This is a genomic window from Stenotrophomonas sp. GbtcB23, assembly GCF_019091045.1.
Classification (GTDB): domain Bacteria; phylum Pseudomonadota; class Gammaproteobacteria; order Xanthomonadales; family Xanthomonadaceae; genus Stenotrophomonas; species Stenotrophomonas rhizophila_A.
In genome coordinates this window covers 1-233 of sequence record NZ_JAGXKC010000723.1, presented here as the reverse complement: position 1 = coordinate 233, position 233 = coordinate 1, and the positions used below count along the sequence as shown (strand labels likewise).

1 pseudogene is annotated in these 233 nt (G+C 54.1%); it reads left to right on the top strand.

Annotated features, from left to right (window positions below):
- Positions 1-48: 48 nt before the first annotated feature.
- Positions 49-233, top strand: a pseudogene (locus KVS69_RS20705) (P-II family nitrogen regulator); the annotation flags it as partial.

Genomic DNA, 233 nt, shown 5'->3' with positions numbered 1-233 from the left:
AAGGAAGCGCTCCAGAGGAGCGATAATCATGACTTCACCATAATCGAGATGAAGGAATTCCCGGTCGACGCGAAACATCATCAACTTTACCGGGGAGCGGAAGTCTGCGCGGAATTCCGCATCGCCATCAAGGTCGAGGCGATATGCCCCACATTCTCTGTCCCAGCCATCAAGGATGCGACCATCAAGGCAGCCTATACCGGCAGGACCTATGACGGCATCTTGACGGTATC